The 23,123-nt window shown below is 57.8% G+C and carries 20 protein-coding genes; 9 read left to right on the forward strand and 11 right to left on the reverse strand.

Annotated features, from left to right (window positions below):
• Positions 1-159: 159 nt before the first annotated feature.
• Both EAO82_RS04570 and EAO82_RS04575 read right to left on the reverse strand, forming a co-directional pair.
• Positions 160-1,632, reverse strand: coding sequence for an NCS1 family nucleobase:cation symporter-1 (locus EAO82_RS04570; RefSeq protein WP_096347862.1), 1,473 nt, complete (start codon positions 1,630-1,632; stop codon positions 160-162).
• A 354-nt stretch (positions 1,633-1,986) separates the two neighbouring features.
• Positions 1,987-4,005: a TonB-dependent siderophore receptor gene (locus EAO82_RS04575; protein ID WP_231703328.1), complete on the reverse strand. Its 2,019-nt coding sequence runs from the start codon at positions 4,003-4,005 to the stop codon at positions 1,987-1,989.
• A 401-nt stretch (positions 4,006-4,406) separates the two neighbouring features.
• On the opposite strand from EAO82_RS04575, the gene EAO82_RS04580 reads away from it, so the two are divergent.
• Complete coding sequence (locus EAO82_RS04580; RefSeq protein ID WP_096347864.1) at positions 4,407-5,093, forward strand: nitroreductase; 687 nt, start codon at positions 4,407-4,409, stop codon at positions 5,091-5,093.
• A 77-nt stretch (positions 5,094-5,170) separates the two neighbouring features.
• Here the strand turns inward: EAO82_RS04580 and EAO82_RS04585 are convergent, their stop codons facing one another.
• Positions 5,171-6,952, reverse strand: coding sequence for a tetratricopeptide repeat protein (locus EAO82_RS04585; RefSeq protein ID WP_143520374.1), 1,782 nt, complete (start codon positions 6,950-6,952; stop codon positions 5,171-5,173).
• 201 nt (positions 6,953-7,153) lie between these two features.
• On the opposite strand from EAO82_RS04585, the gene EAO82_RS04590 reads away from it, so the two are divergent.
• Entirely contained in the window at positions 7,154-8,101 is a 948-nt protein-coding gene (locus tag EAO82_RS04590) for a homocysteine S-methyltransferase family protein (RefSeq protein ID WP_096347866.1), read from the forward strand.
• Positions 8,102-8,182: 81 nt separating this feature from the next.
• Positions 8,183-9,007: an alpha/beta fold hydrolase gene (locus tag EAO82_RS04595; RefSeq protein ID WP_096347867.1), complete on the forward strand. Its 825-nt coding sequence runs from the start codon at positions 8,183-8,185 to the stop codon at positions 9,005-9,007.
• Positions 9,008-9,013: 6 nt separating this feature from the next.
• Here EAO82_RS04595 and EAO82_RS04600 read toward each other — a convergent pair whose 3' ends face one another.
• Entirely contained in the window at positions 9,014-9,874 is an 861-nt protein-coding gene (locus EAO82_RS04600) for an arylamine N-acetyltransferase family protein (protein WP_096347868.1), read from the reverse strand.
• An 84-nt stretch (positions 9,875-9,958) separates the two neighbouring features.
• Between EAO82_RS04600 and soxR the strand changes: the two genes are divergently transcribed.
• On the forward strand, positions 9,959-10,417 hold the full coding sequence (gene soxR / locus EAO82_RS04605; protein ID WP_096347869.1) for a redox-sensitive transcriptional activator SoxR: 459 nt from the start codon (positions 9,959-9,961) through the stop codon (positions 10,415-10,417).
• Between the two features lie 36 nt (positions 10,418-10,453).
• Here the strand turns inward: soxR and EAO82_RS04610 are convergent, their stop codons facing one another.
• The 3 genes from EAO82_RS04610 to EAO82_RS04620 all read right to left on the reverse strand — a co-directional run bounded on the left by EAO82_RS04610 (position 10,454) and on the right by EAO82_RS04620 (position 13,298).
• A complete protein-coding gene (locus EAO82_RS04610) occupies positions 10,454-11,452 on the reverse strand; it encodes a homoserine dehydrogenase (RefSeq protein WP_096347927.1) in 999 nt (332 codons plus the stop codon).
• A gap of 119 nt (positions 11,453-11,571) precedes the next feature.
• Complete coding sequence (locus EAO82_RS04615) at positions 11,572-12,864, reverse strand: PQQ-dependent sugar dehydrogenase (protein WP_096347870.1); 1,293 nt, start codon at positions 12,862-12,864, stop codon at positions 11,572-11,574.
• A complete protein-coding gene (locus EAO82_RS04620) occupies positions 12,861-13,298 on the reverse strand; it encodes a DUF2231 domain-containing protein (protein WP_096347871.1) in 438 nt (145 codons plus the stop codon). Before EAO82_RS04620 ends, EAO82_RS04615 begins: the two co-directional genes overlap by 4 nt.
• Positions 13,299-13,516: 218 nt before the next feature.
• On the opposite strand from EAO82_RS04620, the gene EAO82_RS04625 reads away from it, so the two are divergent.
• From EAO82_RS04625 to EAO82_RS04635, 3 genes are read left to right on the forward strand one after another with little or no spacing between them, the layout of a single operon-like run.
• Positions 13,517-14,029, forward strand: coding sequence for a DUF6438 domain-containing protein (locus EAO82_RS04625; protein ID WP_143520375.1), 513 nt, complete (start codon positions 13,517-13,519; stop codon positions 14,027-14,029).
• A 38-nt stretch (positions 14,030-14,067) separates the two neighbouring features.
• Positions 14,068-14,553: a metallophosphoesterase family protein gene (locus tag EAO82_RS04630; protein ID WP_096347873.1), complete on the forward strand. Its 486-nt coding sequence runs from the start codon at positions 14,068-14,070 to the stop codon at positions 14,551-14,553.
• 43 nt (positions 14,554-14,596) lie between these two features.
• On the forward strand, positions 14,597-15,130 hold the full coding sequence (locus EAO82_RS04635; protein ID WP_096347928.1) for a DUF421 domain-containing protein: 534 nt from the start codon (positions 14,597-14,599) through the stop codon (positions 15,128-15,130).
• 46 nt (positions 15,131-15,176) lie between these two features.
• Here EAO82_RS04635 and EAO82_RS04640 read toward each other — a convergent pair whose 3' ends face one another.
• From EAO82_RS04640 to EAO82_RS04655, 4 genes are all read right to left on the reverse strand, one after another.
• Positions 15,177-17,276 carry an ATP-binding protein gene (locus EAO82_RS04640; RefSeq protein ID WP_096347874.1) on the reverse strand — a complete coding sequence of 700 codons (2,100 nt, stop codon included), beginning with the start codon at positions 17,274-17,276 and terminating at the stop codon, positions 15,177-15,179.
• Positions 17,266-18,765, reverse strand: coding sequence for an ATPase domain-containing protein (locus tag EAO82_RS04645; RefSeq protein ID WP_096347875.1), 1,500 nt, complete (start codon positions 18,763-18,765; stop codon positions 17,266-17,268). The genes EAO82_RS04640 and EAO82_RS04645 overlap by 11 nt, the downstream gene beginning before the upstream one ends.
• Before the next feature lie 107 nt (positions 18,766-18,872).
• Positions 18,873-20,978 (reverse strand): putative bifunctional diguanylate cyclase/phosphodiesterase, encoded by a 2,106-nt coding sequence (locus tag EAO82_RS04650; protein WP_096347876.1) that lies wholly within the window; start codon positions 20,976-20,978, stop codon positions 18,873-18,875.
• 142 nt (positions 20,979-21,120) lie between these two features.
• Complete coding sequence (locus EAO82_RS04655) at positions 21,121-21,831, reverse strand: tRNA (adenine(22)-N(1))-methyltransferase (protein WP_096347877.1); 711 nt, start codon at positions 21,829-21,831, stop codon at positions 21,121-21,123.
• 165 nt (positions 21,832-21,996) lie between these two features.
• Here EAO82_RS04655 and EAO82_RS04660 point away from each other — a divergent pair, with 165 nt between their 5' ends.
• Positions 21,997-22,128, forward strand: a complete 132-nt coding sequence (locus EAO82_RS04660) for an entericidin A/B family lipoprotein (protein ID WP_096347878.1) — start codon at positions 21,997-21,999, stop codon at positions 22,126-22,128.
• Between the two features lie 250 nt (positions 22,129-22,378).
• Complete coding sequence (locus EAO82_RS04665) at positions 22,379-23,101, forward strand: DUF1028 domain-containing protein (RefSeq protein ID WP_096347879.1); 723 nt, start codon at positions 22,379-22,381, stop codon at positions 23,099-23,101.
• Positions 23,102-23,123: the final 22 nt, after the last annotated feature.

Consider the following 23,123-nt stretch of genomic DNA (forward strand, 5'->3'; position numbering starts at 1 on the left):
AAAGATAACGATTTTGGGGAAGATCATCAGGGTGATCATGCCGACGCCAGTACCAATGCCAAAGAGGGCGAGGATTACGACGAAGCTGATTGAAGCCTGTGGGCATGCAGCTGGCGTACGCTGCGCCGTGGCAAAGTCGCCCGGCGCAGCATGCGTCTATCAGCTGTGGCTGGCTGCGGTCTTTGAGGTGTGCAGCGCAGCGGCATTGCGCATCAACAAATAGTGCAGCACGGCGCCGAGCAGCGCGCCCAGCAACCAGGCATAACCATGCAGTTCGCTGACCGCCGGCACCCACACCGACGCTACCGAGAATACCGAGGCAATAGCGAAGGAGATCATTGCCTTGCGGTTCCAGCCACCATCAAAGTAGTAGGTTGCGGTGGCCTTGGCGCTGAACAGATCCTGCAGGTTCAGGTGCTGCTTGCGCACCAGGTAGTAGTCCGCAATGATGATGCCGTACAGCGGCGCAAGAATTGCCCCCAAGGTATCAACGAACGCAGCAATACCCACCTGACTGATAAATGCCACCCAGAGCGCGCCAATAAAGAAGGCGATGGCGGCGGTGATGAAGCCGCCGGTGCGGGCGCTGATGCGGGCGGGTGCCAGGTTGGCGATGTCATAGGCTGGCGGAATAAAGTTGGCCACCAGGTTGATGCCCACGGTCGCGGCAAAGAAGGTTAGTGCGGCGATAATGGTCAGCGTCAGGTTGTCGACCCGAGCGACAATATCGGTGGGGTTGGTCAGGGTTTCGCCAAACACCACCACGGTGCCGGCGGTGATCACCAGCGCAATCAGCGAGAAGATTGCCAGGCTGACCGGCAGGCCGAGAAAGTTGCCTATGGTCATCTGCTTTTCACTTTTGACGAAGCGGGCAAAATCACCGTAGTTGATCACCACCGCCGCAAAGTAGGCGACCATGGTGCCGACTACCGCGAAGAAAGCCGCCACTGGACCGGTTTCATAAACACCACTACCGCTGAAAATACTGCCCAATTCGCTCAATAAGGTGGGGCCGGCCTGGTACCAGATGATCAGCATCAGCGCGATCATCACTACATACACCAAAGGGCCGGCCCAGTTGAGAAACTTGGTAATCCACTTCATGCCGCGTACGAAGAGCAACACCTGAAACACGCAGACCAGGCAGTAAGACACCCAGCCTATTGCGGTAATGCCCATGAAGGTGGCCGCATCAGCTGGCGTCTCCAGTACCGAGTTCAGCAGCAGGGCGACCGCCGTAGAGGCAAAGTAGGTCTGCACGCCATACCAGAAAATCGCCACAATCCCGCGCACCATCGCTGGAAAATTTGCGCCGCGCACGCCCATGCTCGAGCGGGCCATGACTGGGAAGGGGATACCGTATTTTACGCTCGGTTTGCCGGTAAGCTGCACCAGCCCCATCACGATAAAGCCCGCGAGTACGATCCCGGCCAGCACTGCCCAACCGTTCAGGCCGTAGGAGATAAACAGCGTCGCCGCGAGGGTATAGCCGAACAGACTCTGAATGTCGTTGGACCATACGTTGAAGATCTCGAACGCGCCCCAGGTGCGCTTGTTCGGCGGCAGCGGCGCCAGGTCGTCGTTGTACAGCGAGGGCTCGATATCCTGAATTTGAAAATCATCATTGTTCATGGGGCTGGTCCTTGCGTGTTGTTGTGATCGTTTTTGGCCAGGGCTACAGCTCCGCTACCCTCGCAGGTGGCGCAAGCAAGTTCTGTTCCGTGTTTACCGCGCCGCCCGGCAAGATTGTCGGGGCAGGCGAGCGCAAGCGGGAGCACTTAAAAATTGTGTACAAAATATAGCAGGTTTGTATTCAGTTGCAGCAGGCAAGGCGGTGGATCGCACAAATCCGGGGCAAACTGCGCGCCAAGGCGGTGCGCGTCTTGCGGATGAGCAGAGTCGCTGGTGATCAGGCAAAGGGGGAAATGAGGACAGGGAGTAGTGCCCACCTGCGCGTCCGGATCGCGCAGGTGGTGATGCAGAGTCTTACCAGTTATAGCTCAGCTTGGCGGTGATTTCGCGGCCGGGATTGTAGTAATCCGCGGTGCCGGAGCCGACTACATACTGCTCGTCCAGGATGTTGCTAATGTTGATCGCCAGATCTGTACCCTTGACGATTGGATAGTTGAAGGCGGCATCAAAGAGCATGGTTGAATCGCTTTCGGCGGTATTGGCCGCATCGAAATAATAAGAACCGAGGTAGCGCGTACCCAAGCCAACGCTCATATCGGTGCCGGGAAGACCAAAATAGGTCCACAGCGAGGCGGAGTGCTTCGGTACCTGGCCAAACTGGTTGCCTTCTCTGGATGCGTTGTTATCGCGGATAACTTCGGAGTCTATATAGGAATAGCCGCCGACCAGGCTCAGGTTATCGGTCAGTTCAGCCTTGGCTTCCAGATCAAAACCCCGAGCGCGCGACTCGCCGACTGTTTCCCGGTTGATGCTGCCATCTGGCTGTACCACAGCGATGGTCAGATTCTCTCTCGTCAGGTCATAGATGGCTGCCGAAAACAGCGCATTTATACCGGTGGGCGCATATTTGGCACCGACTTCATATTGCTTGCCGCGCTCGGGATCTACGCCAATCGTGGGCGGCGCGACGGATTCAACCATACTGATATAGGTGGAAATCTCATCGTTGACCATGTAGGTCAGGGCGCCTCGAAGCGAGGTTTCCGAGAAGTCATCCGAGGCGTTAACGCCAGAGATATCGGTGCTGGACAGATCCAGCTTATCGTGGCGCACACCTGCTGTGACAATGAAGTCGTGCAGCGAAATGTTTTGCTGCAAGAACAATGACTTGGTTTTGTAGTCCCGGTCGTTTGCGGCATAGATATTCAGGCTAGCCGGAGCACCGGTGTAAACCGGGTTGGCGAGATCGATAGGAGCAGCGACGCCATAAAAGGAACTGTCGTCGGTAGACGCATCACGATACTCGACGCCTGCCAGCGTGCTGCTGTCGAAATGCTCAAAGCGCGCATCGTACTGCAGCATCAGGTTACCAATAAGCTCGTCAGCATCACTGTCGGTGCCGAAGTAGCCACGGTCTACTTCGGTTCCCACACGAGTAGGGGAGTCGGTGATATAGACATATCCGAAATCATCGGTCAGCTCGCTGTAACGCAGATTGCTGCGCAGCACAAAACCGTTATCGAAATCGTGGGTGAGGTTGCCGGTAATGCTGGTGCGCTCGACATCGTGATAGTTGAAATCAGGCTCACCAAAAAAGTCTTTGCGGCTATATTCCCTGTCCCGGGGATAGCCGCCACTGTTGGGTGTGGTGTCCTGTTTAAGGTGATCCAGAATCACTGTGGCTGAGGTGAAGACGGTGGGCTCCCAGGTCAGGCCGCCCATGACAAATTCGTTGTCATCACGTGAATAATCGTATTCTCGCTCGCTGTCCTGGATTTTGCCGGTAAGGCGGTACGCCAGGGTTTCGTTTTCATTGAGCGAGTCGCCCACATCCAACCCCGCTTCCTTGTGATCAAAGGAGCCGTAGGTGAGATAGCCCTGACCAATACGCTCAAAGCGTGGCCGCTTGCTCACGAAATTGACCGAGCCACCTGGGTCGGCTGGCCCAAACAGAGTGGAGTTGGCGCCGCGTAGCACTTCAACACGTTCGTAGGCAAAGGGCTCTTCGCGCACACCGCGCATGGAGCCCAGCGTCAAGCCATCGCGATAGGTCGTCGCCTGAAAGCCACGGATGGTGAAGTAATCGTTACGGTCGTCGGTGCCGTAGTAGTCGGTAATCACACCCGGGGTATATTGCAGCACTTCTTCGGTCGTGCTCGCGCTGCGCTGCTCGATTTCCTTTTGGGTAACCACTGATACCGAGGCGGGTGTGTCGAGCAGGCTGGTAGCGACTTTGCCGCCAACCCAGAGCTCCTTGGCAACGACTGAGTTGGAATCATCATCAGCATTGGCTTTTGCGTTGACGATAACCGGCGCCAGGCGATACGGCTGATCGTTATTGGCTTCGTTTTTTTCCTGAGCGCTTGCGCTCATGGAAGCGGCTACCAGCGGCGCGCAGCAGAGGAAAACGGTAGTGGTACGTTGCCAAGGCGCGCGTGGCTTATTCAGCCCGGTTTTACTCTCAGTCATCCTAAGGTCCCTAGTGATTCAGTGGTTTTTGGCCCTTCGCTTTATTCTGCTGCGAAGGTGCCATGGCGGTTTGTGGCGGGGATTATAATACCAATTCTTTATCAGAACGATAGATATTCTCATTCGCAACAGATAATGGCTCGTAAAGCGCACGGCTTACAAGAAGTTCCTGGCTGAATAGGTGAGTGCCTGTCGGCTCCTTTGCCGTCCTCAGCGCCGACGCGGATATGCTAATGTCTGGCCAACAGGCTGGCGGGTCCCTGAACGCCGCATCGCAAGCCAGACTATTTTTAAGGAGATCCAGGTTGAAATATGAAGAGGTTGTACTGGGCCGTCGCAGCATCCGCGCGTTTCAGCAAAAGCCAGTCCCGCGTAGCGTGCTGGAGGAAGTGATCGAGCTGGCGACGCGCGCGCCGTCATCGATGAATACCCAGCCGTGGCACTTGCACGTTTTGTCAGGTGAGCCGCTGGACCGCATTCGCGCCGAGAATACCGAACGCATGCTCGGCGGTGTGCCGCCCTCCAAGGAAAGCCGGGGTATAGGTACCTATGAAGGCGAGCACAGAGATCGGCAGGTAGAGATCGCAGTGCAACTCTTCAAGGCCATGGGCATTGCCCGTGATGACAAGGACAAACGCCAGGACTGGATTTTGCGCGGCTTTCGCCAGTTCGACGCGCCGGTGTCCATCGTCGTGACCTATGACCGGGTTCTGCAGGACGGCGACATCGCCCAGTTCGACTGCGGCGCGCTGGTAAACGGCCTGGTCAACGCCGCCTGGTCCCGCGGCCTGGGCTGTGTGGTCAACAGCCAGGGCATCATGCATTCGCCTGTTGTTCGCGAGCATGCCGGTATTCCCGAAGATCAGGTGATCATGATCTGCGTCGCCATGGGTTACCCGGACGAGGAGTTTCCGGCTAACGCGGTGGTGTCGAAGCGTCGGCCTGTTGCTGAAGTGGCAACCTTCGTGGGTTTTGATGAGACGGTTTCATAGCGGAAACAAGTGTTTTGCTGGCGGAAATGGATGTAGTTGGGAGGCAGCGGTGGGCGCTGTCGGCGGGAAATGGACAGCTAAAGCTGCCACTTCACCGGCGTTTCGGGTTCATAGCTGCAGAACAGCCCCGTGCGTATTGCTCTGCGCAGATGCCGGCCGAGAGGGGCATGTACTGCTTCGACTTTTTTGATGGCGTAACGAATGCGCCAGGTAACGGTGGTTCTGGCCCGCTCTGCCATGCAACCCAGGCGCCGACTGCGGCCGCCGAGGCCTAGCGCATCGGACAGGGCTTCGAGCAGGCTATCCAGTTCCGCTTGAACGCGTTCACTGCGACCGAGGTCATTACGGTCCTCGGCTTCGGCCAGTTCCTCCTGTAATTCGCGGATGCGCGCCTTGTATCCGCTGCGGGCTTTATCATCCAGCATCTGGTCGCTTTTACCGGCATTTTTCACCTGGCCCGAGAGGTCGAAACAGTGAATGCTTGTGCCGGCACTGCGGATCAATACCAGGATGTCCTGTAGGCCTTTCATATCCGGCAGCAATACGCTTTGCCCGGCATAGCTGAGCATCCATCCCGCGCCCTGGCGGAGCATTGCCGACTCCTTGGTCGGCCCCGGGTTAGTTGCAACAGGCGCGGCCGGGGATGATTTCGACGCATCGATGCGGGCCATGGCTTCACGAACGAAGCGGATGTCTTCGGACTGGCGTAACGGGTTGACCGACAGCAGCCAGTCAATCGCTTCGCCGGGGCGAGCCTCCCGGTCGCCGGTGATTTTGGCGCGGAATAGCGCTTCGAACTTTCCGTACCAATGCCTGGCTTCTTCCATCTGCCCTTTCTGCACGTAACCAATCGCCAGCGCGGCTGGCAGATCGACCACCGGAACGTCCAGGCTACTACGGGCGAATTCGATCGCTTCATCAATACGCCGGGCCAGCAGATAAGGCACGCTGGCGTAGGCGGAATACCATTGCGGATGAAAAGGGTGCAGTCGAAACGCGCGTTCTGCGCAGCGTATGCTGGCGTCGTGATTACCCAGCAGGGCGTGGCACAGCGCGAGCTGGATCAGGCAGTCCGGATGGTTGGGCGACAGCGCCAGTGCGCGGTCCACGTACCAGGCGGCCTGGCCGAAGTCGCGCCGGTGCAGGAGTATGCGTGCGATCACCACGTGCAGCAGTGGGTCGGTGTCGTCCAGGGCCAGGGCCTGGTGAGCGAATTTATAGGCTTTCTCGCCATTGGCGTCGAAGGCGTGCCAGAACTGGCAGGTCCACTCATTGAACCAGGAGAGCGCCAGCCCGCCATAGGCCCTGGCGAAGTGCGGATCGAGCGCGATCGCCCGTTCGAACAGAACGCGTGCTGCGGCATCATCCTCGGCAGTGCCTTTGAGCAGCAGCGATTTCCCGCGTATCCACAGCTCATAGGCTTCCAGATTCTCAATGGCTTTGCTGCGCGATTCGAGCAGTACGGCATCTTCAAGCCGAGCGGCGAGGGCCACAGCGGTCTGCGCGACTATGTTGTCTTCAATGGCAAACAGCTCTGCCGCTGGCGCTTCGTAACGTTGGCTCCATACGTGGCGGTCGCTGTGGGATTCGCTGAGGCCGGCGGTGATGCGCACGCTGCTGTCAGTGCGACGCAGTGCGGTGCGCAGCACAAACGCCTTGCCGCTCTGGTTCGTTACTGGCGTTTCTGGCGCGGGCAACGCCTGCGCAGCTGGGGGTTGCCAACTGATCAGATCCAGCGAGCCAAAGCGCGCAAGTTCCACCTGCAGGTCGTCTGTAAAGCCTTGGGCGAAGATCTGTTCTTCGGCCACCCCGCTGGTGGTGCAGGGCATAAGGATAAGCGTCGGGTTCCTGGCAGCCATGTGCGTGCCCCTACGGATAGGTGGCACCCAACCACTCAGTCCCATGATCTGAGAATCGTGTGCCCGGTCGATTGAGTCTAGTCGTCTCACGATGTGAGTGCATCTCTCACGCCTTTAGTAGTGAGGACCCCGATGAGCAAGCGTTTGCTTCGCGACAGCCGGGCCCACCCTCAGTCACTTAAACTACGAAGGGAATTGAAGATGACCAAATACCGCAGCAAATTACCGCAAATGCACGGCCAGCTGTTTTTGACCGATGGCGGCCTGGAAACCACCCTGATTTTCCAGGACGGCGTGGATCTACCGCACTTTGCCTCCTTTACACTGCTCAAAGACAAGGCCGGCCGTGATCGGTTGCGCCGCTATTACCAGCGCTATGCGCAGATCGCGCGCGCCGGCCAGACCGGCTTTATTCTCGAGGCGCCGACCTGGCGCGCCAGCGCTGACTGGGGCGCGAAGCTCGGTTACTCGAAACAGGCGCTGGTTAAAGCCAATGCCGACGCCATCTTTCTGCTTGAAGAAGTACGGGCCACCTGCCAAAGCGCAGACATGCCGGTGGTCATCAGCGGTTGTATCGGGCCACGCGGCGACGGCTATAACCCCGCCGAGATCATGAGCGAGGAAGAAGCGCAGGCTTTCCATAGCCTGCAAGTGAACACTTTTGCCAACAGCGAAGCGGATATGATCACCGCCATGACCATCACCAACCTGCCCGAAGCTATTGGCATCACCCGGGCTGCCCAAACCGCCAGGATGCCCCTGTGCCTGTCTTTCACGGTGGAAACCGATGGCCGTCTGCCGACCGGGGAGACCCTGCGTACCGCCATCGAAACCGTTGACAATGCCACCGGTCACGGGCCAGTTTATTACATGATCAACTGCGCCCACCCCAGCCATTTCACTCAGGCGGTTGCTGGTGGTGAGCCCTGGCTGCAGCGCATCCGCGGCATACGGGCCAATGCGTCCAAATGCAGCCATGCGCAACTGGACAACGCGACCGAGCTGGACGCGGGCGATCCGATCGAACTGGGCCGGGAGTATGCGCAGCTGCGCGAACTGCTGCCCTGGCTCACCGTTCTGGGCGGCTGTTGTGGCACCGACCATCGCCACATTGAACAGATATGCGAGCACTGCGTAACCGAAGCTTGAGGCTGCCAGCACTGGCAGCGCGGCCGCTTCGGCGGCCGCCTTCCGTTGGAGGCACAGGATGATTTTAGTTCGGGGTGCGATATGCCAAGGCTACAACCCTACGTACGTGAAGCCGGATCCGGGCCCGGTGTGGTCTGCATTCATTCCAACGCCAGCAGTTCCTCCCAATGGCGTGGCCTGATTGAACTACTGGAAGCGACTCACCACGTGCTGGCGCCAGACTGCTACGGTTCCGGCAAAAGCTCGGATTGGAGTTCAGAGAGTAAAATCGCCCTGCGCGACGAAGTCGAATTTATCGAGCCGGTGCTGGCGCGAGCGAGCACGCCGCTCATTTTAATCGGCCACTCCTACGGCGCGGCGGTTGCGCTGATGGCAGCTCTTGCCGACCCGGATCGCATCAGCGCACTGGTGCTCTACGAGCCGACCCTGTTTGCCCTGATCGATGCCGAGAGACCGCCACCGAATGGCGCAGATGGCATTCGCGCCGCGGTGGCCGCATCCAGTGCGGCGCTGGACGAAGGTGATCGCGAACGCGCCGCCGAGCACTTTATTGATTACTGGATGGGCGCGGGGAGCTGGCAATCAACGCCAGCACAACGACAACGCGCGATTGCGGATTCCACCGTCAACGTGCGCCGCTGGGCCCATGCCCTGCTCACCGAGCCTACGCCGGTGGGAGCGTTCGCCGCGTTAAAGATGCCGATACTCTATATGCTCGGCGAGCGTTCACCGGAGTCCGCCCACGCCGTCGCCCGCCTCTTGATCCCCGTTCTTGCGCAGGTCCGTGTACTGGAGTTTTCAGGTCTGGGTCATATGGGGCCGATCACCCATCCAGAGACGGTGAACGCCGAGATTCTGGATTTTCTGGCGGAGGTGACGCGGGCTGATGTTCTGAACGTCGGGTAAAAACGATCATCTCAACCTGACAGCGTTCATCAGTTTCTCAGCCAATGCCCCGTTTATCTGCAACCGGAAGAGCGACCTCAATATCTCAGGCAACTCTTCAACAGTGATCAGGCGCTCCTGCATTGGCTGCTCCGGCAAAAAAATCTTTAGCCGCAAACCTGTCAGCGCATAGCGAACAGTGGCCCCGTTGTATTGCGCCACCAGTTGCTGGGTAAAGGGCGAGGCGGGGTGGGTCGAGACGTAGTAATTGTGGTGGGCATAGTCGTCGCGATAGTAAGGCTCGTCGCTGAACTGATAGATATTGAACCAGCCATCCTGTCGCCAGTAGCGAAGCACCCAATGATGCGCCACACGATCCAGGCGATAGCGCCAGGCGTCCTGGGTTACCTGGTTCCAGGCCTTCAGTTCGATGGGTTCACGCGGGCCCACGTTACCCACGCCAACGTCCACCAGCCAGGCGCTGCCATTCAACTGAACATTTAATAGCGTGTGACCGACGGCCGTCATCTCCTGCTCGCTGGTGCCCATCAATATGCGTGCGCTGCGTCCTTGCACGGCGAAACCCAGATGCTCCAGCACGGCGGCGAACAGGGTGTTGTGTTCGTGGCAATAACCGCCGCGGCCCTGACCCAGCAACTTTTTCTGTACCTGGAGCAAATCGATATCGATGCTTTCACCGGTGATGATGTCGAGATTCTCAAAGCTGATGGCGTCAAGGTGGGCCCGTGTCAGTGCGCGCAGGGTGGCGATAGTGGGTGCCAGTGAGCCCTGATAATCGATGCGCTGCAAATAGGCTTCCAGGTTCAGTTTGGCCGAGTCCCAGGTAGCGGAAGGGTGATTGTTGAGGATCTGAGAAAATGACGTCATGGTTTTGCTCCACCAAAGTCAGCCTTGTGGCTAGAATGGTCTGGAGTCTAAAAGTTGAAGTTAACTTGAGGTCAAGCGTTGGTGATGAAAAATACTGCAGATTCAGCTCAGCCCGTTCTATTGAGCATTGGCAAGGTGGCGCAACGCAGTGGCGTGGCAACTTCCGCGCTACGTTTCTACGAGTCCAAAGGCTTGATCAAGAGTGTGCGTAATGCCGGTGGCCAGCGGCTGTATCGGCGTGACGAGCTAAGGCGGGTTGCCATCATCAAGGCTGCGCAGCGCCTGGGAATCCCGCTGACGGATATCGCCCAGGCGCTGTCGGCACTGCCGGATAATCGCACCCCTACCGCTGCGGACTGGCGCAAGCTGTCGAGCCGCTGGCAGCAGCAACTGAGTGAGCGCATCGAGCAGTTATTGAAACTGCGCGATGCTCTTGATGGCTGTATCGGTTGTGGTTGCCTGTCGATGACAGCCTGCCCGCTACGCAACCCGGGTGATGAAGCAGCGACGGCAGGCCCGGGGGCCAGATTATTCGATAACTGAAGCTTCGATAGCTGCAGCGCTGACCCCGAGGAGGATCTACCGCTGCGCAGCCATCAACAAATGCTCAAAATCCTTCAGCGCTGCCGCCGCAGTTGCCAGCGGGCTGGTGACGCCTATCGCGGTGATTTCACCCATGACATCCGTATTGACCCGGATGGCTTTCATTCTGGCGGTTACCTGGGCAAAGGGGTGATTCAATGGGTAGGTCTTGAGTTCTACGCTGGCTTTAGTATTTCCGCCGTCATTTTGAATGCGTCCTATGAGTTTCGGCACTACACCCTCTGTTTTCCAGCGCTGAATATCGGCGGGGGAGATCTGGTCAATACCGTCGCGGGGGATGTCTTGCAGTTTAAGGCGTGCGCCAAACCCGGCATTGGCCAGGATATTGACCTTACAGGCGGTGTCCCAGCCTTCGACGTCGAAACGCGGGTCGGGCTCGGCAATGCCCAGGCGTTTTGCCTCTGCCACTGCGTCATCGAAGCTCATGCCGTCCATCATCTTGCTCAGAACAAAATTCGTGGTCGCGGTGAGAATGCCCTCAACTTCCAGCACCTGGCAGCCCGCGAGGTTGTATTGCAGCAGATCAATGGTGGGCAGGGCTGCGGAGGTGGCGCCGCTGATCTTCAATTGGACGCCGTTGGCTTTGGCCACATCCGCCAGGCCGGCATAATCAAAAACCAATGCGCCCTTGGAAATGCTGATGGCGTGCATGCCCTGGGATAGGGCTTGGCGAATATAGGTATAGCCGGAACCGCCCGTTTCGAAGTCGGTTGGCCCCGCTTCTATCAGCACATTGGCGTGTGAACCTTCTACAAAGCCAGGGCCGGTGATGCCCGGCTGCAACGGCAATGCTGAATCTGTACCCCAAGGTAGGCCGTCATGATCGATCAGCCCCGCGCGCGATCCGCATACGGCAACGATTCGGACGTCGGCGGCGTAAATCTCGCGATAGCGTTGCTCGCGCTCACGAATAATCTGGGCAACGGCTTTACCAATGGCGCCGAAGCCGGTGATAGCAATATTCCATCTTTTCATGGTGACCGTCTCATCAAGGATGTTGGCGGACAGCGTCACCTTTGATTGGTCAGTGGTTAACCGGAGGGACGAGTCCTGGTTATCGCGCCTTGCAAAAACCAGGACCTATCCTGCCTTACTTACTGATTGCGCGTCACTCGCCAAATGGTATTAGCCAGGTCATCCGCTACGATCAGTGCTCCGCTGGGATCAACCGTCACGCCGACAGGGCGGCCGCGGGTTTTGCCATCTTCATCGATAAAGCCGGTGACGAAGTCAATCGGATCGCCCACAGGGCGGCCGTTGGCAAAGGGTACGAATACCACTTTGTAGCCGACCGGATCGGGGCGGTTCCAGCTACCGTGTTCGCCGACGAAGACGCCATCGGAGAACTCGGCGCCCATGCCGTCGTCGGAGAAATCGACACCCAACGCGGCCACGTGGGAACCCAGGGCATAGTCCGGGGTAATGGCGGAAGCGACCTTGTCCGGATCCTGCGGACGAACGCGGGGATCTTCATGCTGACCCCAGTAGCTATAGGGCCAGCCGTAGAAGCCACCTTCCTGCACCGACGTCAGGTAATCAGGTACCAGGTTCGGGCCCAGCTCATCACGTTCATTGACCACCGCCCACAACTCACCCGTTTCCGGCTGAATGGTCAGCGCGGTGGGGTTGCGCAGGCCGGTGGCGTACAGTTTATGGGCGCCGGTTTCGGCGTTGATCTGCCAGACTACGGCGCGGTCTTCCTCCAATTCCAATCCACGCTCGCCAATGTTGCTGTTGGAGCCAATACCTACGTAAAGATATTGCCCGTCTTCACTGGCGGTCATGGCTTTGGTCCAGTGGTGGTTAATCACCGAAGGCAGTTTGGTGACGGTTTCCGGCGGGCCGCTGGCCTGGGTCTGGCCTTCTTCGTAATCAAAGCGCACCAACTCATCCTGGTTGGCGACGTAAAGCGTGTCGTCGATCAGGGCCAAGCCGTAGGGCGCGTTCAGGTCTTCAGCGAAGACAGTCTGCGTTTCGTAGGTTCCATCGCCGTTCTCGTCGCGCAGCAGGGTCAGGCGATTACCGCTTTTCACCGAGGTATTGCCCTGGGCCTTGATATAGCCGGCAATAACGTCCTTGGGTTTAAGCTTGGGCGCATTGCCGCCACGGCCTTCGGCAACCAGAATGTCGCCGTTGGGCAGCACGATGGTTTGCCGCGGAATCAGCAAGTCAGTGGCAATCGCGGTGACGCTGTAATTATCCGGCACAGTAGGAACCTGATCGCCCCACGGAGCGGGTTCAGCGATGGTCATGTTCGGCAGCAGACCGCGTTCCGGGTCCGGAATGGTCGGCTCGGCGCCATACAGCACCATATCATCGTCATTGCTGCCACAGGCGCTGAGCAGGATTGACAGGGTCAGTACCGAATACAGGCCAGGGCGGTTCATACGGCACCTCCTGTGCGGTGGCTGGAAAAGCGAACGGCAGTCGCGGCACATACGAGCAGCGTTACGATCACTGACAGAATCAAGCCCATGGGCATCGTTGCCCAGGCGTCCTTGGCGTGTACCAGCGCATTGATAAAGCCCATGATCCAGGCGGCCAGCAGCAGCACTATGTAGATCACTCCGTGGTCACCACGGCCCTCGGCATGGAACAGGCCGATGATGCCGCAGAGCAGGGCCAGACCGGCAAATACCAGACCGCCAGCGATGAGCCAGGAGGAAAAGTTGCTCCACTGAATCTCATAGCTCTGGAAATAAGCGATGTCACTGAGCAGGGCGCCCAGAAACAGCGGGATAGTCCCGGCAAGAAAAACAGCGTGCAGTGGATTAAGCGTCATATAGGAGGTGTGGTAGGGTCGATCGACAGCGGCAGTCATGACTATTTCCTTATTGTTGATTGACGGTACGTTAAGCGCCTTCCATGACCTTAGAAGCAGCGTGAGGCATTAAGTTCGGTAAAACTGTTTAGCCACCATTGAGTGACGCGCATATACATGTGCGCCCTACTGAGTAAAAATCCGTTCTCTGCGGTCCATACTGGGTTGCTATCCAAGCTACCGAATAAAGCCGTTCAACCCCATTTGAGGAATTTTCTGTGAGCCGATCCGCGCCATTCCATGTAGGTCTACGTGCCCTAGCCTGTGCCCTGCCATTATTGATAGTGGGTTGTGCCCAACAACCCAAGGCACCAGAGCCCAGCGCTGCACCTTTCCGCATCAGTTATACGGTTGGCCCCTGCTACGGTACTTGCCCGGTCTATCAGGTGGCGGTGCAGGCTGACGGTTTTACCTACTTCAATGGCGAGCGTCACACCGTGGTTGAAGGGCCGCGGCAGCGTAAAAACGAGACAGATGCGTTTCAGACCGTGCTGGATCAACTGGCGCAATGGCAGCCGGCGATGGGCGTAACGCAGGAAACGCAGGACTGCGAGCCACGCGCGACCGATCTGCCGCAGTATGCGGTGATCTGGACGAATCAGTCAGGCGACAAGGCAGTGCTGGAACACGATACCGGTTGCCATTCCGACAGCGCGCGGGAGCTGACTGCCGCACTCAAGGGGTTGGATGGCTTGCTCGGTGTTGATGCCTGGGTACGTGAAACACCCTGATATGACGGCAAGCTTGAGTGTCAGACAAGGGAGCGCTAATGCGGCGGATCGGCCTGATTTCGGATACCCATGACCTGCTGCGGCCGGAAGCCAAGGCCGCGCTGGCAGGATGCGAGCATATTATCCATGCTGGCGACATTACCGTTGCACAGGTGATTGACGAGCTGGCGACCCTTGCGCCGGTAACGGCGGTGCGAGGGAATAATGATCGTGATGCCTGGGCGCTGGACCTGGCCGAGGTCGAGATGCTGCATTTCGATCAGGTCTCGCTGTATGTCATTCATGATCTGGCGCAACTGGATCAGCTTCCGCCGTCAGCGCCGGTGCGAGTGATCATTTCCGGCCATTCGCACAAACCCTCGATTCGGGAAGCCGATGGCGTTCTACATGTGAATCCCGGTAGCGCCGGTCGCCGCCGCTTCACGCTACCGGTCACCGTCGGCGAGCTGTTGATCGATGGTGATCAGGTCAGCGCGCGGATCATCGAGCTTGCGGTCGCGCCTCCCAAGCGAAAGAAGAGCTGAGCTGCGGCAGCGAACTGATTTAGCACCTAAGGAGGGAGTGATGCTGGAAGGGGTATTTTTCGATAGCTGGGCGACGTTGCTGCGCACTTTGGTAGTGGCGGTGCTGGCCTATGTGGTGTTGATCGCGTTTTTGCGCATTTCCGGCAAGCGCACGCTGTCGAAGATGAACGCGTTTGACCTGATTGTTACCGTAGCTCTGGGCTCGACACTGGCGACAGTGCTGCTGAGCAAGGACGTGGCACTGGCCGAAGGCGCGCTGGCCTTTGCCATGTTGATTGGCCTGCAGTTCGTGGTGACCTGGTCCAGCGTGCGGGCACGCTGGGTGCGGCGCTGGGTCACCGGCGAGCCGCGTCTGTTGTATTACCGCGGCGAGATGCTGGATCAAGCGCTGCGTCATGCTCGGGTGACGGTCGACGAAATAGAGGCTGCGGTACGTGCTTCTGGCATGGCGACGCTGGAGCAGGCTGAGTCGGTGGTACTTGAGACCGATGGCTCCTTCAGCGTGATCAAAGCTCGAGAAGGCCGGCCGCCTGGTGTGCCGGTCGGTGTGGCGTTGCCGGGTAAGGCCAAAGATTAAACGGCTGCGGCCGCGCTCTGCTGTTTTCAGCAATAGCTGACCAAAGCTAAAGCGTTTCCGCCCCGCTGGGCTTCATTTGTTCACTGTGCGCAAGCATATCGGCTACCCGGCCCGCGAGTGCGTCGAGCGAAAAGGGTTTGGTCAATAGCTGCATATGCGGCCCCAGAAAATCAGCCCGATCCCTGGCACCGGCGGCGTATCCGGTCAGAAAGAGGACGGGTAGCTGGGGAGCTGCATCCTGGATAACTTCCGCTAGCTGTCGGCCATTCATGCCAGGCAAACCAACATCTGTCACTAACAGGTCTACGTGATCAAGCGCGTGGAAGTGCTTGAGGGCTTCTTCGGCGTCGCGTGACGTGGTTACCTCGTAGCCCAGTTCGCGCAGCACTTCCTGATTGATCAGGCGCACCGAGTCGTCGTCTTCTACCAGTAGAATGGACTGGCCCTTGCCGGGTACGGTTGCCCCTGATGCGGGTGGCGAGTCGGGTATCGCTCTGGGGTGTTCCGGCAGGATAATCGATACGGTAGTGCCCACCTCCGGGGTGCTCTCTATGTCCAGGCGCCCGTGACTTTGTTTGGCGAATCCATACACCATGGATAGCCCCAGGCCTGTACCTTGACCTATGGGCTTGGTGGTAAAGAACGGCTCCATGACCTTGTCCAATACCCCTGGCGGGATGCCACACCCGGTATCGCGGATCTCGATAACCACCTTGCCGGGTTCGTCAGAGCTATCCGACGGATCAAGTCGGGTACTGACGGTCAGCGTGCCCCCCTCTGGGGTCGCATCCCGGGCGTTGATCACCAGGTTGAGGATGGCGTTTTCCAATTGATTGGCATCGGCACAGATCCAAGGATCTTGGTCGGTCAGGTCGAAGTTGAGGCTCAGATGTTCCGGCACTGATCCATACAGCAGGTCCTGTAGCGCCAATACCAACTGATTGACCGAGACAGGTTGGGCGTTCAACGATTGCCGGCGGGAAAAGGCCAGCAATCGTTGCGTCAACGAGGCAGCGCGTTGGGCAGAGGTATTAGCCGCTTCCATAAAGCGATCAATACCGTCGGTATTACCCTTGGCCAGGCGCATTTTAATCAGATCCAGCGAGCCGATCACTCCCGTCAGCATGTTGTTGAAGTCATGCGCGATGCCCCCGGTCAACTGACCGACCGCTTCCATCTTGAACGAATGGCGTAAGCGTTCTTCAGCGCGCAGGCGCTCGTCGCTCTCCTTCTTCAGCTGTCCGATTACCGCCTTCAGCTCCTGAGTGCGGGCTTGCACCTGGATCTCCAGCTCTTCGTTGAAGCGTCGTAGCGATAGCTCCGCGTGCTTTTCTTCATTGATGTCGACAATCACCGCAGCCGCGCCAATGATTTCACGGGATTGATCAAACAGCGGCACGGCGCTGACTCGCCGCCAGGATTCGCCATCGTCTCCGGAGCGATGACGGAATTCGACACCGGTAGCACTTTCACCTCTCAGCGCTCGAGCCCCCGGGTACATGTCCGGCGCCAGTCTGTTGCCTTGAGGGTCCAGCCCCTCCCAGCTAGGCATTTCCTCGGAATCCTTAGATGGAATCACGCCGCGGGGCAGGTACTGCCGGTAGAGCGGGTTGCTGATCAGGGAGCGGCCCTGTTTATCCATAAAACTGATACCGACCGGCACATTTTCCAACAGAATATGCAGCCGGCCGCGTTCTTCAGCCAGCTCGGCAAGGCGGTCGCGCATGTCAAACTGGCGTTCGCGGGCGCGCCACGCAGCAGCAACGGCGCTCAGAAGCGAAGCCGAACTCAATGGCCTTTCCAGTACGACGACATGGCCTGCGGAGCTGGGCAGACGACGTCTCGCCAAGTCCGTATCGCGGCCGGATCGGCCCTGGCTGGAAGCCAGCAGAATGATGGGGATCTCGGACCAGGCGGGCTGCTGATCCAACGCATTCCCGAAGCAGGCGACATCACCGACAAGCGCTTCCTCGGTAAGAATGATCAGCCCGGTCTGTTCACCAATGGCAGAGGACAAGGACACAAGGTTCGGCAAAGCGCGCGTGGCGTATTTCTGCTCCAGCACTTTCTGCAAGCTCAACACATCGCCTTTGAAGGGGGCGGCAATCAGCAGCGTGCGGTTGTTGATGTGTTGCTTACTCGTCACGCGTGCGCTCTTCCATCAGGGCCGGTTCGTCACCTTGAAATTCCGGAGTTCCAGTCAGAACGCCGCGAAAATTCACCAGCGGCTGACCTACGCGCACGCCTTTGGAGTCAATGCGGATCTCGCGGATAGCGTCTTCATGGGCACCCGTTCGATGCTTCAAAATAGAGATCGCCTTGCGTAGCCGCCCTTGCGCTTCAAAAAAGCGGATGAGTATCACCGAGTCCGCTATATAGGAAACGTTCAACCGGCTTGCCATGGAGCCGACCAGCCCGCTTTGCGGGGTAATCAAGAAGGTCACCACGCCTAACTGACTCAGGTAGGAAATAAGCTCGTGCATCTGCAGAATCAACTGCTGCTCCTGCGGCATCGCGGCCATATAGCCATTCAGGCTGTCGATTACCAGCATACGGCAAGCACGCTGCTCCACCTGGGCGCGGACCTTCCAGGCGAACTCGCCGGGCGAAATCTCCGCTGGATCAATTTGTTCTATCAGTAGTTGTCCATTTTCCAGGTACTGGCTCAAATTCAGACCCATGCTATCGGCCCGATTAATCAGGGTCGCGACGCGCTCGTCAAATTCGTAGATTGTGCAGTTTTCACCGCGCCGACAGGCTGCGGCCAGATAGACCAGCGCCAAAGTGGTTTTGCCTGAACCAGGCGGACCCGTGACCAGCGTACTGGTGCCCCGCATGGGTCCGCCCACCAGCAGGTTGTCCAGTTCAGGAATGCCGCTGTCCACGGTTTCGGCGGTAAACTCCACATGATGCCGAGCAGCGACCAGGCGCGGATAAACTTCAACCCCGCCTTTGCGAATGGTGAAATCATGGTAGCCCGCGACAAAATCGAGACCCCGTAACTTCTGCACCTGCAGGCGTCTGCGCGCAGCGCCGAAATCCAGCGTCAGGCGCTCCAGAGTGACAACGCCGTGACACAAGCTATGCAGATGGTTGTCGCGCTCACCGTGCGATGTGGTCAGGTCATCTACCATCATTACAGTAATCGCCCGCCCAGCAAAAAACTGCTTCAATGCCAACACCTGACGCCTGTAGCGCAGAGAATCCTGGGCCAGCAGGCGCATTTCGGACAGGCTGTCGAACACCAGGCGGGTGGGCTTCAGTTCTTCAACACGCTGTTGAATCAGCTTGATGGTATCGCCCAGTTCGGCTTCCCAGGGATGCAGAATTGACTGTTCGTAGGCCTCACCAAAAACGCCTTCAGTGGAGGACAGTTCAAACAGGTCAATGCCGTCCAGAGTCCAGCCGTGCGAATGCGCAACGCTCTCAAGCTCTTCGCTGGTTTCCGATAGGGTGATGTACAGGACCGACTCGCCAGAGGCGACGCCATCGAGCAGAAACTGCAGGCCCAAGGTGGTCTTGCCAGACCCTGGGGTGCCTTCGAGCAAGTAGAGACGGTTGCTGGGCAACCCGCCTTTGAGGATTGAATTAAAACCATCATTGCCGGTTGAGACGATTGGGCGCGTATGTGGCATTTTTATCCTTTACGGGGAAAGTTTCAGTCCGCCAAAGCCCTTTTCCTTCACATATCATGGTGCCTAAAGCGGTCGTTGTTTTTTGGATGCCAAATCGGGTAAGGAGTTCAGCGCGACTCATGCGCGTCAATGTTGCTCTGCCTTGGCAGTATGAATTGTAGAAACCGCTCTTCCGCTACGGCGGGGCTGAATAAATAACCTTGATAGGCATGGCAGTCCTGCTGTTGGAGAAAGGCCAGCTGTTCGGCGGTTTCAACTCCTTCGGCGATCAATTCCAGCTTCAGGCTTCTAGCCATGGCGATAATGGCACGGACAATTTCCGCATCATTACCTTCCTGCGCGCAGTCGTGAATAAAGGATTGGTCGATCTTCAGCAGGTCTACCGGTAAGCGCTTGAGGTAACTGAGCGAGGAGTAGCCGGTGCCAAAATCGTCAATCGCGAAGCGAATACCCATGGCGCGCAATTCGTGCATTTTGCTGACGGTGTCCTTGATATTCTGAATGACCATGCTTTCGGTGATTTCCAGCTTCAGGCAGTGGGCAGGAATGCCGCATTCGCGTACGGCGGCGTCTACCTGCGCAACGAAGTCACTCTGACGAAACTGTCGGGGGCTGATATTTACGCTCAGGCTGAACGAGTCAGGGGCGACTTTGCACTCGCCCAGCAGCCGGGCGATAAAGTGGCAGGCTTGCACCAGTACCCAGTGACCGGCTTGCAGAATCATGCCGCTTTCTTCCAGCACGTGCATAAAGGAGCCTGGCCCAATCAGCCCCTTGTCTGGATGTTGCCAGCGTAGAAGTGCTTCTGCGCCAATTACGCGTTGGCAGCGGGCATCGATCTGCGGCTGATAATGCAGACAGAACTGCTGCTCCACCAACGCTTGGCGTAATTCGGTTTCCAGTTGCAGACGCTGGCTGACCACTACCTGCATCTGCGGTTCGAAGAAGGCCATACTGTTCCTGCCGTTGGCCTTGACGCCATACAGTGCCGTATCGGCATGCTTGAGCAGGTCTTCCGGGGTGTCGCCGTGCTGTGACCCCAGGGCTATGCCAATGCTGCAGCTCAATTGCAGGTTATGCCCCTTGATCGTCATGGGCGCCGCCACGGCATGCAGTAGTTGCTCGGCACTTGACCTGGCCTGTTCAGCCACTTGCTGGTGGTCGCCTTTCAGGCCGGTGAGCAGCACGACAAATTCATCGCCGCCCAGGCGTGCCACCGTATCGGCTTTACGCACCTGACCCAGCAGGCGTTGGCTGACCTCCTGCAATACTGCATCGCCACAACTGTGGCCGAGTGAATCATTGATGCGTTTGAAATGGTCCAGATCGAAGAACAGCAGCGCGCAGCTCAGACCATGGCGTTCACCCAGCGCCAGGTGCTGATGTATGCGGTCATGCAGCAGCAGGCGGTTAGGCAAGTCGGTCAGCGCGTCGTGGAAGGCCTGGTGCTTGATGCGCGCCTCAACCTGCTTCTGCTCGGTGACGTCCTTCAGGCTGGTGAGCGTACGCCGCTCATCGCCAATCAGAATGAAGTTGCTGGACGCTTCGCAGTGCAGCACGCGGCCGTCCTGAGTAACAAAATCAATAGGCTCGTTGCGCAGGCGATTATCCTTCAGAAGCTTAGCGATGGTGGCAGGACGCTTTTCTGGATGCCGCCAGAGACCGATTTCCAAAGCCGTCTTGCCGACTATATCCGCGCCTTGATAGCCGAATAGCTCGGTAAAGCTGCGGTTGATCTCGGCAATCTGGGCGCTTTGTTTTTCGAACAGCATGTAAGGTTCGGGGGAGTCCTGAAACAGCGCGGAAAACTTGGCTTCGCTGCGCTTGAGTGCCTGCTCGGAGGTGATGCGGTCACTGATGTCGTGGGCCATGAGGAGGCGACACGCCTGACCACTGACATCGATCAGTTCTGCGTACAGCAGGCAAGGCTTCAGTTCACCGTCACGGCATCTGAAGCGGGTTTCAAATTGGTCGATGCGGCCTTCGCGATTAACGGTTTCGAGCAATTGCTCGCGCTGCTGCTGGCTGCTCCAGGCGGGTATGTCGGCGGAAGAATGACTGATGATGTCTTCGGCACGCCAACCGAACAATTGCTCAAACGCCGGGTTGATCGCCAGTACTTCGTTATCGCTCACCCGGGTCAGGATGCAGGCAATAGGCAGGCGGTGGAACAGGGTAATAAAGCCTTCGTCGCTTGCAATGCGACTGCTCATGGGTGCCGCCAGAGCATGGGCGTTTGGGCATCTGCTGGATGAGTAAGCAGGGTCATGGTGATTAACGCTCTTTGTTTCTTCCCAAAGTAGCTGTTTGGCCTGGCGGATACAAGAACCCGAAATGGGTAGTCGGCGTGGATAGTCAGGCTCCGATGCTGACCCTTACCGCGCGGTAATCAGCTATCTCCTCGCGCACGTCCTCGCGGCCTCCGGACTGAACGTTTTGATAATGCTTCAGCGTTTTCGCCAGATACGCCCGCGCGACGCTTGCCTGCTCCGGGGTGTTCGCCCGCCATATATCGACTCCGACGGGACTGATATCGCATGTTCTGGCAGTTGCAGGCGACTCGGCGGATACCCGTAGAACCTCGTAGAAACGCTGGTTGTCTTTCACCAACACCTCTTCGCTCAGGCGCAAGCCGAGCCTGATCAGTTGTTGGCGCAGGTGGTACTCCTGGTGAACAGGGCACAGCAGGAAATCAATGCTGGCATGCGGGTGCTGCTCGCAAATGGCCTTGATAAAGCGGGTCATCAGATCGCCACCCACGCCGGCAATGATGATCAAATGTCTGCCGGGAAATCGCGCCAACGGCAAGGCGGCAGTGTCCAGGCAGTGCGTGTGCCATTGGCTGGCCTGACTTGGGCACGAAGCGTGCGGGTAAAAGTGCTCCAGCCTGGTCTGCAGCTGGCTGATCAGTTCCGGGAGGATGTCGACAAAGTGAATATGTGGCGCTGCCTCGCGCGTCAGCAGGCTGGCGCCCAGCAGGCCGTGATCGCAGCAGCAATCCCAGATATGCGCATAACCCGGGGCCACCATGGATTGAATTTGCTTGAGGCGTTTGCTGAGTTTCAAGTTCCGGCCTGCAGGGGCTGGCTGCTATTGATGCCGGACATTATGTCTGAATAGAACTGTTATGCCAGTGTGCGGTCTTAGTTATTAGCTGCGTACCATTCGGCCGTAGCTGCTTAACTTTTCTAGCGGTTTACTTTTGCGGTCAATATCAAATTGGAGTTGATTATGAGTCTTACAATCAAATCGTTGTTGCTCACTATGGCAGTTCTGTTCGTTGCAGGGTGTAACACTATGGAGGGCGCCGGTCGTGATATGCAGGATGCTGGCGAAGCGGTTGAGCGCGAGGCAGCAAACTAAGCGTTTTCGAATCCAGACTGCCCGGCTGGGAGTTTCCGCTCGGGTGGTCTGGTTTAGTTGCAATGGTTATCTCCTTTTTCCCCTACGTATTATCCGCACTCAGAACGTCTCTTCTTTATTATCGCTCAGTCCCCCTCTGCCGGATAATAGGGAACTATTCGTCGCTGTCATTAAAGTGTCCTGCACCTGAACTGTGCACCGAGTGCAGTGTCAATCCTGTAGAGGGTTGTCATCCACTAGGAGTCGAATCGTGACTTTTTCTATTGTTGCCCGTTGCTCGCGAACCGGCCAGCTCGGCGTCGCCGCCAGTACTGCAGTGCAGGCAGTGGGCAAGCTCGCCTGTCATGCAGTGCCTAACATAGGTGCTGTGGCTTCGCAGGCTGTGGTTAACCCCTATTTGGCCTACGATGCGTTGCGGCTGCTTGAACAGGGTGTAGAGGCGGGCGCCGCATTGAAACGGGTGCTGGCGCTAGAAAGCCAGCCGCAAAGCCGACAGGTGGGAATCGTTGACCATCAAGGCCGGGTAGCGGCCTGGACCGGCGCCGAGAACATCCCTTGGGCCGGGCATATTGAGGGCAAGCAGTGCATGATTCAGGGTAACCGCCTGGTCGGGCCTTGGGTGTTGGAGCGCATGCTGCAGGTGATGCACGATGTGGAATATCTATCATTGGCTGAGCGGCTGGTGCGCACCATTCAGGCTGGCGCCGTGGTGGGTGGTGACCGGCATGGTGAGCGCTCGGTAAATGTGATGGTATTTGGCGCTGAGGAATATCCGTTGTGTGACATCCGCATCGATGACCACGATCAACCGATGCAGGAGCTAGAGCGCTTGTTTGTGCTCTATCAGAACAAGGTGCTACCTGAAGTACTCAAGATGCCGCGGCGTTGCGACGTGCCCGCAGGGAGCGGTAAATATCGAGCGCTGGCTGAAAACACACGGCTGTTGATGCGCGGCAATTTGATGCATGCCTGAGAAAGCGTTGTTATCCGTGCCG

This window comes from Halopseudomonas pelagia, assembly GCF_009497895.1.
Lineage (GTDB): Bacteria > Pseudomonadota > Gammaproteobacteria > Pseudomonadales > Pseudomonadaceae > Halopseudomonas > Halopseudomonas pelagia_A.

What these genes read in the sequence shown, in the direction of transcription:
- EAO82_RS04570 (WP_096347862.1), bottom strand. Translation starts at nt 1,632, where the DNA reads ATGAACAATGATGATTTTCAAATTCAGGATATCGAGCCCTCGCTGTAC.
- EAO82_RS04575 (WP_231703328.1), bottom strand. Translation starts at nt 4,005, where the DNA reads ATGAGCGCAAGCGCTCAGGAAAAAAACGAAGCCAATAACGATCAGCCG.
- EAO82_RS04585 (WP_143520374.1), bottom strand. Translation starts at nt 6,952, where the DNA reads ATGGCTGCCAGGAACCCGACGCTTATCCTTATGCCCTGCACCACCAGC.
- EAO82_RS04590 (WP_096347866.1), top strand. Translation starts at nt 7,154, where the DNA reads ATGACCAAATACCGCAGCAAATTACCGCAAATGCACGGCCAGCTGTTT.
- EAO82_RS04595 (WP_096347867.1), top strand. Translation starts at nt 8,183, where the DNA reads ATGCCAAGGCTACAACCCTACGTACGTGAAGCCGGATCCGGGCCCGGT.
- EAO82_RS04600 (WP_096347868.1), bottom strand. Translation starts at nt 9,874, where the DNA reads ATGACGTCATTTTCTCAGATCCTCAACAATCACCCTTCCGCTACCTGG.
- soxR (WP_096347869.1), top strand. Translation starts at nt 9,959, where the DNA reads ATGAAAAATACTGCAGATTCAGCTCAGCCCGTTCTATTGAGCATTGGC.
- EAO82_RS04610 (WP_096347927.1), bottom strand. Translation starts at nt 11,452, where the DNA reads ATGAAAAGATGGAATATTGCTATCACCGGCTTCGGCGCCATTGGTAAA.
- EAO82_RS04615 (WP_096347870.1), bottom strand. Translation starts at nt 12,864, where the DNA reads ATGAACCGCCCTGGCCTGTATTCGGTACTGACCCTGTCAATCCTGCTC.
- EAO82_RS04620 (WP_096347871.1), bottom strand. Translation starts at nt 13,298, where the DNA reads ATGACTGCCGCTGTCGATCGACCCTACCACACCTCCTATATGACGCTT.
- EAO82_RS04630 (WP_096347873.1), top strand. Translation starts at nt 14,068, where the DNA reads ATGCGGCGGATCGGCCTGATTTCGGATACCCATGACCTGCTGCGGCCG.
- EAO82_RS04645 (WP_096347875.1), bottom strand. Translation starts at nt 18,765, where the DNA reads ATGCCACATACGCGCCCAATCGTCTCAACCGGCAATGATGGTTTTAAT.
- EAO82_RS04650 (WP_096347876.1), bottom strand. Translation starts at nt 20,978, where the DNA reads ATGAGCAGTCGCATTGCAAGCGACGAAGGCTTTATTACCCTGTTCCAC.
- EAO82_RS04660 (WP_096347878.1), top strand. Translation starts at nt 21,997, where the DNA reads ATGAGTCTTACAATCAAATCGTTGTTGCTCACTATGGCAGTTCTGTTC.